This window comes from Micromonospora sp. DT4, from assembly GCF_049841675.1.
GTDB lineage: Bacteria > Actinomycetota > Actinomycetes > Mycobacteriales > Micromonosporaceae > Micromonospora.
Genome location: NZ_JBNCKT010000175.1, coordinates 1 through 7,456, shown reverse-complemented (window position 1 = coordinate 7,456; position 7,456 = coordinate 1). Strand labels below are relative to the sequence as shown.

The 7,456-nt window shown below is 71.0% G+C and carries 4 protein-coding genes and 1 pseudogene; 1 reads left to right on the top strand and 4 read right to left on the bottom strand.

The annotated features are described in order from the left end of the window. The 4 genes and pseudogenes from ACLQ24_RS27785 to ppdK form a co-directional block, all read right to left on the bottom strand. Positions 1-385: pseudogene (locus tag ACLQ24_RS27785) on the bottom strand (hypothetical protein); the annotation flags it as partial. A 397-nt stretch (positions 386-782) separates the two neighbouring features. Further along, positions 783-2,039 carry a deoxyguanosinetriphosphate triphosphohydrolase gene (locus tag ACLQ24_RS27780; RefSeq protein WP_425894697.1) on the bottom strand — a complete coding sequence of 419 codons (1,257 nt, stop codon included), beginning with the start codon at positions 2,037-2,039 and terminating at the stop codon, positions 783-785. 48 nt (positions 2,040-2,087) lie between these two features. Continuing rightward, complete coding sequence (locus ACLQ24_RS27775; protein ID WP_425894696.1) at positions 2,088-2,441, bottom strand: VOC family protein; 354 nt, start codon at positions 2,439-2,441, stop codon at positions 2,088-2,090. A 155-nt stretch (positions 2,442-2,596) separates the two neighbouring features. Next, complete coding sequence (gene ppdK / locus ACLQ24_RS27770; protein WP_425894695.1) at positions 2,597-5,305, bottom strand: pyruvate, phosphate dikinase; 2,709 nt, start codon at positions 5,303-5,305, stop codon at positions 2,597-2,599. A 259-nt stretch (positions 5,306-5,564) separates the two neighbouring features. Between ppdK and ACLQ24_RS27765 the strand changes: the two genes are divergently transcribed. Beyond that, the gene (locus tag ACLQ24_RS27765; RefSeq protein ID WP_425894694.1) at positions 5,565-7,283 is read left to right on the top strand and encodes a beta-N-acetylhexosaminidase; all 1,719 of its coding nucleotides are present in this window, start codon (positions 5,565-5,567) and stop codon (positions 7,281-7,283) included. Positions 7,284-7,456 lie beyond the last annotated feature (173 nt).

Sequence of the window (7,456 nt, the reverse complement as noted above, 5' to 3'; positions counted from 1 at the left end):
GCGCCAACTGACGCAACCCACCAAGATCCGCGCCAACGAACACCCCACCCAAGCGCCGGCCGAGCCACCCCATCTCATCACCGTCATCACGGATCACCCCCGGCACACCCACACCCGTGAGCACCTCACCGACCCGCGGCACACAATCAGGAGCGCCACCCCAACCAGCCAGAGCCCCCACCGCCGCATCCAGGCGCCACCGCAGCACCGCCGACGACAACCCCATAACCCCGGCCACCACCTCCACCCCACCACCGGGGAACACCACCTGATCAGCCGAGGCGAGCCCCGGCACCACACCCGCACGCCGCCACACCGGCAACCCCACATCACCCACCCACCGCAACGCCTCCCACCCACCCACCGCCGCCGACGCCAACGTCACCACCGGCCGCCCCGGCACAGAAGCCGCACGCCCCCCCACCACCTCACGCACCCACCCCGAGGCCACCGACTCCCCATCGACCCACACCACATGCACCCCCGGCACAGGCCCACCCGCATACACCACCTCCGGCGGCACACCCCCGCCGACAAACACCCCCGACCGCACCCACGACACCCCAAACTCCACACACTTCACAAAACCCGCCCCACCCACCCCGAACACCCCTCCCACCCCTACAACCAGCCAACAACTTCAGAAACAGCTCCACGGAAACCGAAAATATGCCAAACACACCAGGCGAATATCCTGCGACAGGAACCAAGATTGTTCACTTTTCGGATAGCCTGTGTCGGTTTCTATGTTTGAGCCTGTGGTGTTGATCGAGGTGCTTAAGCTAAGTTGTCGAGGTGCCCGCCATCGGTGCGCCGTCGCCCACCAGACGCGCGTGCCAGCTCACCGCCGCCGGGTCAGTGAGCGAGGCGACCTGGTCGATCACGACCCGCAATCGTGCGGCGTCGTCCGACGCGGCCCGCCACAGCGGAGCGAAGATCGGATCGAGCCCGTCCGGCGCCCGTCGGACGAGCGCGGCCACCAGTTCGGCCAACATCGTCCGCTGCCGCTCGTAGCGACCCCGGAATCCGCTGCGCCGCATCACGTACCGCAGGGCGATGCCCTTGAGCAGCGCACACTGTGCCCGGACCCGCCTTGGCACCACCAGGTCGGCGGCGTACCGACGGTGCGGGCCGGGGCCGTACCGCTCCTCGGTGGCCTCCACCGCCGCCGACACGAACCGGCCGGTCAAACCGCTCGTGGTGGCCTTCAACGCGATCTGGGCGCGGTGGCTGCCGTCGTACGTGGCGAGCGGGGCGAGCAGCGGGTCGGCCAGCAACGCGACCAGCACCTCGGCCAGGTCGGCCGGGGACTCCCCCGAGTACGTGGCCGCTACGTCGGCACAGAGCGCGGCCCGTTCGTCGGCGTCCGCGAGCAGCGGGCCCAGCGTGACGTACCCGCCGTGGATGCCGTCCTCCACGTCGTGCACCGAGTACGCGACGTCGTCGGCCCAGTCCATCACCTGCGCCTCAAGGCAACGCCGGTCTCCCGGCGCACCGGCCCGGAGCCACTCGAAGACCGCCGTGTCGTCGGCGTACACCCCGAACTTGCGCTGCCCCGGGCGGCGCGGCCACGGGTACTTGCCGATCGCGTCGAGCGAGGCCCGGGTCAGGTTCAGCCCGCCGGACGATCCGTCCGGGGCGAGCACCTTAGCCTCCAGCCGGGTCAGCACCCGCAGCGTCTGCGCGTTGCCCTCGAAGCCACCGCAGGGCGTCGCGAGCAGGTCCAGCGCGGCCTCGCCGTTGTGCCCGAACGGCGGATGCCCCAGGTCGTGGGCCAGCCCGGCGACGTCGACCACGTCCGGGTCACAGCCCAGCCGTGCGCCCATCTCACGGGCGATCTGGGCCACCTCCAGCGAGTGCGTCAGCCGCGTACGCAGGAAGTCGTCGGTGCCGGCGGTGTGGACCTGCGTCTTGGTGGCCAACCGGCGGAACGCGGCGGAGTGCAGCACCCGGGCACGGTCACGCTCGTACGGCGACCGACGGTGGCCGGTGTCCTTCGGCGGCTCCGCCACCAGCCGGTCGGCGGGGTCACTGCTCACTTTCACTCAGCCGCCGTTGTTCGCGACTGCGGGGCTCGCAGACCCGACTCACTCCTCGCGCTCACGCAGCACGCAGAACTCGTTGCCCTCCGGGTCGGCCAGCACCGTCCACTGCACGTCGCCCTGGCCGATGTCCACGTGCCGGGCGCCCATGTCGACCAGACGCTCGACCTCGGCCTCCCGGTCGGCTGGGCGAAGGTCCAGGTGCAGCCGGTTCTTGCGCACCTTGCCCTCGGCGACCGGGCCGAAGAAGAGTGCGGGGGACCGATCCGTGGACTGACGGATCTCCACGCCGCCCGGCTTCTCGGTGACGATCTGATAGCCGAGCGCCTCGGCCCACCAGCGGGCCAGCCGGGCCGGATCGCGGGCGTCGACGGTGAGGCTCTCCCAGACGCTTGTCATTCAGTCACCCTTCCCGTTCGACGGCGTACGCAATCGGCCGTTTGCGAGCGAGCCAAGGTTACGCCCGTGACGGCCGATCGACGGGCCCCGACGCTTCGGCGAGTGACGAACGCCGACGGCGGCCCGGGACGACCGGGCCGCCGCGGCACTCGGCGTCAGCGACTGTCCGAACCGTCGGTCTGCACGGCCGCCCGGCCGGCCTCCAGGCGCGCCACCGGCACCCGGAACGGCGAGCAGGAGACGTAGTCCAGCCCGACCTCGTGGAAGAAGTGCACCGAGTCCGGGTCACCGCCGTGCTCGCCACAGACGCCGAGCTTCAGGCCGGGGCGGGCGGCCCGGCCCTCCTCGGCGGCGATGCGCACCAGCCGGCCGACGCCGTCGCGGTCGATCGACTCGAACGGTGAGATGCCGAAGATGCCCAGCTCCAGGTAGCGCCAGAAGAAGGCGCCCTCGACGTCGTCGCGGGAGAAGCCCCAGCCCATCTGCGTCAGGTCGTTGGTGCCGAAGGAGAAGAACTCGGCGGCCTCGGCGATCTGACCGGCCGTCAGCGCCGCCCGGGGCACCTCGATCATCGTGCCGATCAGCACCTCGACGCCGCTGTCCCCGACCACCTCGGCGATGATCCTCTCGGCCTCGGCGCGTACCGTCTCCAACTCCTGCACGGCCCCGACCAGCGGCACCATGATCTCGGGGCGGGCGACGCCGCCCGCGCGGACGACCGCGACGGCGGCCTCGGCGATGGCCCGGACCTGCATCGCGAACAGGCCGGGGATGACCAGACCGAGGCGTACGCCCCGCAGCCCCAGCATCGGGTTCTCCTCGTGCATCCGCCGGACGGCGGCGAGCAGCGCCTCCTCCTTGGCCACGTCCTCGCCGCGCTCCTGGGCGACCGCCACGTTGACCGCGAGCTGCTCCAACGGCGGCAGGAACTCGTGCAGCGGCGGGTCGATGAGCCGGACGGTGACCGGCAGGCCGTCCATCTCCCGGAAGATCTCCTCGAAGTCGGCCCGCTGCAACGGCAGCAGCGCCGCCAGCGCCTCGCCACGCTCACCCTCGGCCCGGGCCAGGATCAGCCTCTCCACCAGCTCGCGCCGGTCGCCGAGGAACATGTGCTCGGTGCGGCACAGCCCGATGCCCTCGGCGCCGAAGCGCCGGGCACGGGCCGCGTCCGCACCGGTGTCGGCGTTCGTGCGGACCGCCAGCCGCCGCTTCCCGTCGGCGTGCGTCATGATCCGGTGTACGGCCCGGACCAGCGGGTTGTCGACGTGCTCGGCGTCGAGGCTGCCCTCGAAGTACTGCACGACCTCCGAGGGCATGACCGGCACCTCGCCCAGGTACACCTTGCCGGTGGTGCCGTCGATGGAGACGACGTCGCCCTCGGTGACGGTCCGCCCGGCCACGGTGAACCGCTTCGCCGGCACGTTCACGTCGATCTCGTCCGCGCCGGAGACGCAGGTCTTGCCCATGCCCCGGGCCACCACGGCGGCGTGGCTGGTCTTGCCGCCCCGAGAGGTGAGGATGCCCTTCGCGGCGATCATGCCGTTCAGGTCGTCCGGGTTGGTCTCCCGGCGGACCAGGATCACCGACTTCCCCTCGGCCGCCAACTCGACGGCCCGCGCGGAGGTGAAGACCACCGCGCCGGACGCCGCGCCCGGTGAGGCGCCGATGCCCGTGGCGACCGCCTCGAACTCGTGGTCGAGCTGGAAGCGGGGGAACATGAGTTGGGCGAGTTGCGCACCGTTGACCCGGTGCAGCGCCTCGTCCAGGTCGATGAGGCCCTCGTCGACGAGTTGCCCGGCGATGACGAACGCGGCGGCGGCCGTCCGCTTGCCGACCCGGGTCTGCAACATCCACAGCTTGCCGCGCTCGATGGTGAACTCGATGTCGCACAGGTCCCGGTAGTGCTCCTCCAACCGGGCCATGATCGACAACAGTTCGTCGTAGGAGGACTTGTCGAGCCGCTCCAACTCCTGCAACGGCACGGTGTTGCGGATACCGGCGACCACGTCCTCGCCCTGGGCGTTGGCCAGGTAGTCGCCGTAGATGCCCTGCGCCCCGCTGCCCGGGTCGCGGGTGAAGGCGACACCGGTGCCGGAGTCGGGGCCGAGGTTGCCGAAGACCATTGTCACCACGTTGACCGCGGTGCCCAGGTCGGCCGGGATGCGCTCCTGACGGCGGTAGAGCACCGCGCGCTCGGCGTTCCACGACTCGAAGACGGCCCGGATCGCCAGGTCGAGCTGCTCACGCGGCTGCTGCGGGAACTCCCGGCCGGTGTGCTTGGCGAAGATCTTCTTGTACGCGTCGACCAGCCCCCGCAGGTCGTCCGCGTCCAGGTCCAGGTCGTTGTGCGTACCCCTGGCGCTCTTGACCTCGTCGAGGGCGTGCTCGAACTCCTCGCCCGGCACCTCGCAGACGGTCTTGCCGAACATCTGGATGAGTCGGCGGTACGAGTCCCAGGCGAACCTGCCGTTGCCCCCCGCCTGCGCGGAGAGCCCGACCACGCTCTGGTCGTTGAGGCCGACGTTGAGGACGGTCTCCATCATGCCGGGCATGGAGAACTTCGCCCCGGAACGGACGGACACCAGCAGCGGGTCTCCCGGGTCGCCGAGGCGCTTGCCCATCTCGCGCTCCAGCGCCTCCAGGTGTGCTTCGATCTGACCGGCGAGGCCGTCGGGCTCCCGGCCGGTCGCGAGGTACGCCTGGCACGCCTCGGTGGTGATGGTGAAGCCGGGCGGCACGGGCAGGCCGAGGTTGGTCATCTCGGCGAGGTTGGCACCCTTGCCTCCGAGCAGGTCCTTGAGGTCCTTGTTGCCCTCGGAGAAGTCGTAGACGTACTTGTGATCGTCGGTCTCTTGCGCTGCCACCAGAGCCTCCCACGCGCGCCGGATTGACACTTAACGAAGGTTCAGGGCGAAGGTTAAGCGAAGATCGGGTGGCCTGGGAGCGTTCGGTGACAATAGGCACAGCCATCACGACTATCCGCGTTCGTACCGGTTTTTGGGAACGCTTCCACGAGCACGATCACGCAATTTCTCCGGTCCTCGTAGTGTTGACGACACTGGTTCTGCTGAACCTCGCTTTTGCCATATCCGACGCGAAATAACCCCTTCCGGAGCCGTCGTCGTGTCCTCCCTCCCGATCTCCTCCCCCACCCCCGACCCGACCACCGCCGCCCACCCGGTCGCGCTGCCCGCGCACGAGCCCGAGGCCGGCGACCTGGCCGCGCTCGCCGCCCGAGCGGCCGGCGACGACCTGCTCGCCCCGCCGGTACGCCTCGGCGACGTCGTGCCGGCACCGGAACGGGTCGAAGCGGACCCCGGGGCGACGTTCGTGCTCACCGGGGACACGGCCATCCGGGTCACCGCGCACCCGGGCGCCCGGGAGGTGGCCGACCACCTGGCCGACCTGCTCCGACCGGCGACCGGGTTCCCCCTGCCCGTCGCCGACAACCTCGTGGTCGACCCGGCCGGCACGATGACGCTCACCCTGGCCGGCACGCCCGCCAGCCAGGCCCCGGCCACCATCGGGGAGAGCGCCGCCCTCGGGGCGGAGGGCTACCGGCTCGACGTGACCGCCTCCGAGGTACGCGTCGTCGCCGACACCACCGCCGGTCTCTTCTACGGCGTCCAGACGCTCCGGCAGTTGCTCCCGGCCGCCGTGGAGAGCCCGACCCCGGTGGCCGTCCGCTGGGCGCTTCCCGGCGGCACGATCCTCGACCGTCCCCGCTTCCCGTACCGGGGCGCGATGCTCGACGTGGCACGGCACTTCTTCGCCGTCGAGGACGTCCTGCGGGTGATCGACCACCTGGCCCGCTACAAGCTCAACCACCTGCACCTGCACCTCACCGACGACCAGGGCTGGCGCATCGCCGTCGACTCCTGGCCGAGGCTGGCCACCGTCGGCGGCGCGAGCGAGGTCGGCGACGGGCCGGGCGGGCACTACACCAAGGACGACTACCGGCGGATGGTGTCGCACGCGTCCGCCCGGCACGTCACCCTCGTCCCCGAGGTCGACCTGCCCGGCCACACCAACGCGGCGCTCGTCGCGTACCCGGAGCTGGCAGCGGACAAGGTCGCGCCGCCGCCGTACACCGGCACCGAGGTCGGCTTCAGCTACGTCGACCCGGGCGACGAGCGGACGTACGACTTCGTCGCCGACGTGCTCGGCGAGGTCGCCGCCCTCACTCCGGGGCCCTGGCTGCACATCGGCGGCGACGAGGCGTTCAAGGTCAAGGGCGAGGTCTACACCGGTTTCGTGGAGAGGGCGCAACAGATCGTCGCCGACACCGGCAAGACCGTCGTGGGCTGGCACCAGCTCGCCCCGGCCGCGCACTTCGACGGACGGGTCCTGCAATGGTGGGGCACGGACGCCGACGACCCCACCACCGCCGACGCCGTCCGCCGAGGGGCACGGCTGATCGTCTCCCCCGGCAACCACGCCTACCTGGACATGAAGTACGCCCAGGACACCCCGATCGGGCACGACTGGGCCGGCCTGATCGACGTGCGCCGCGCGTACGACTGGGATCCGGGCACACACGTCACCGACGTGCCCACCGCGGCCGTGCTCGGGGTGGAGGCCCCGCTGTGGACCGAATCGGTCACCTCGCTCGCCGACATCGAGTTCCTGCTGCTTCCCCGGCTGCCCGCCATCGCCGAGCTGGGCTGGTCACCCCGGACGGCACACGACTGGGCCGGGTTCCGCGAACGCCTGGCCGGGCACGGCCCGCGCTGGTCCACCGCCGGGATCACCTTCCACCGCTCCGCCGAGATCCCCTGGCCGGCAGCCCTCACGGTCCCCCGGCAACACCGCGCGCCCCAGAACGACACGACAACCCACTGACGGCGCGACAGACCGCACGGTGCGCCGTCAGCGGCGTACCGCCCCACTGACGGACACGGTGCACACACGTCTCGGCGGACCATGATCGTGCTCGATTGGGCGGTTTGGGCGGTGGCGTCCCGTGGCCGGCGGCACTCTGGCGGCGGAATCGGGGACCCGGCGGGGTCGTTATA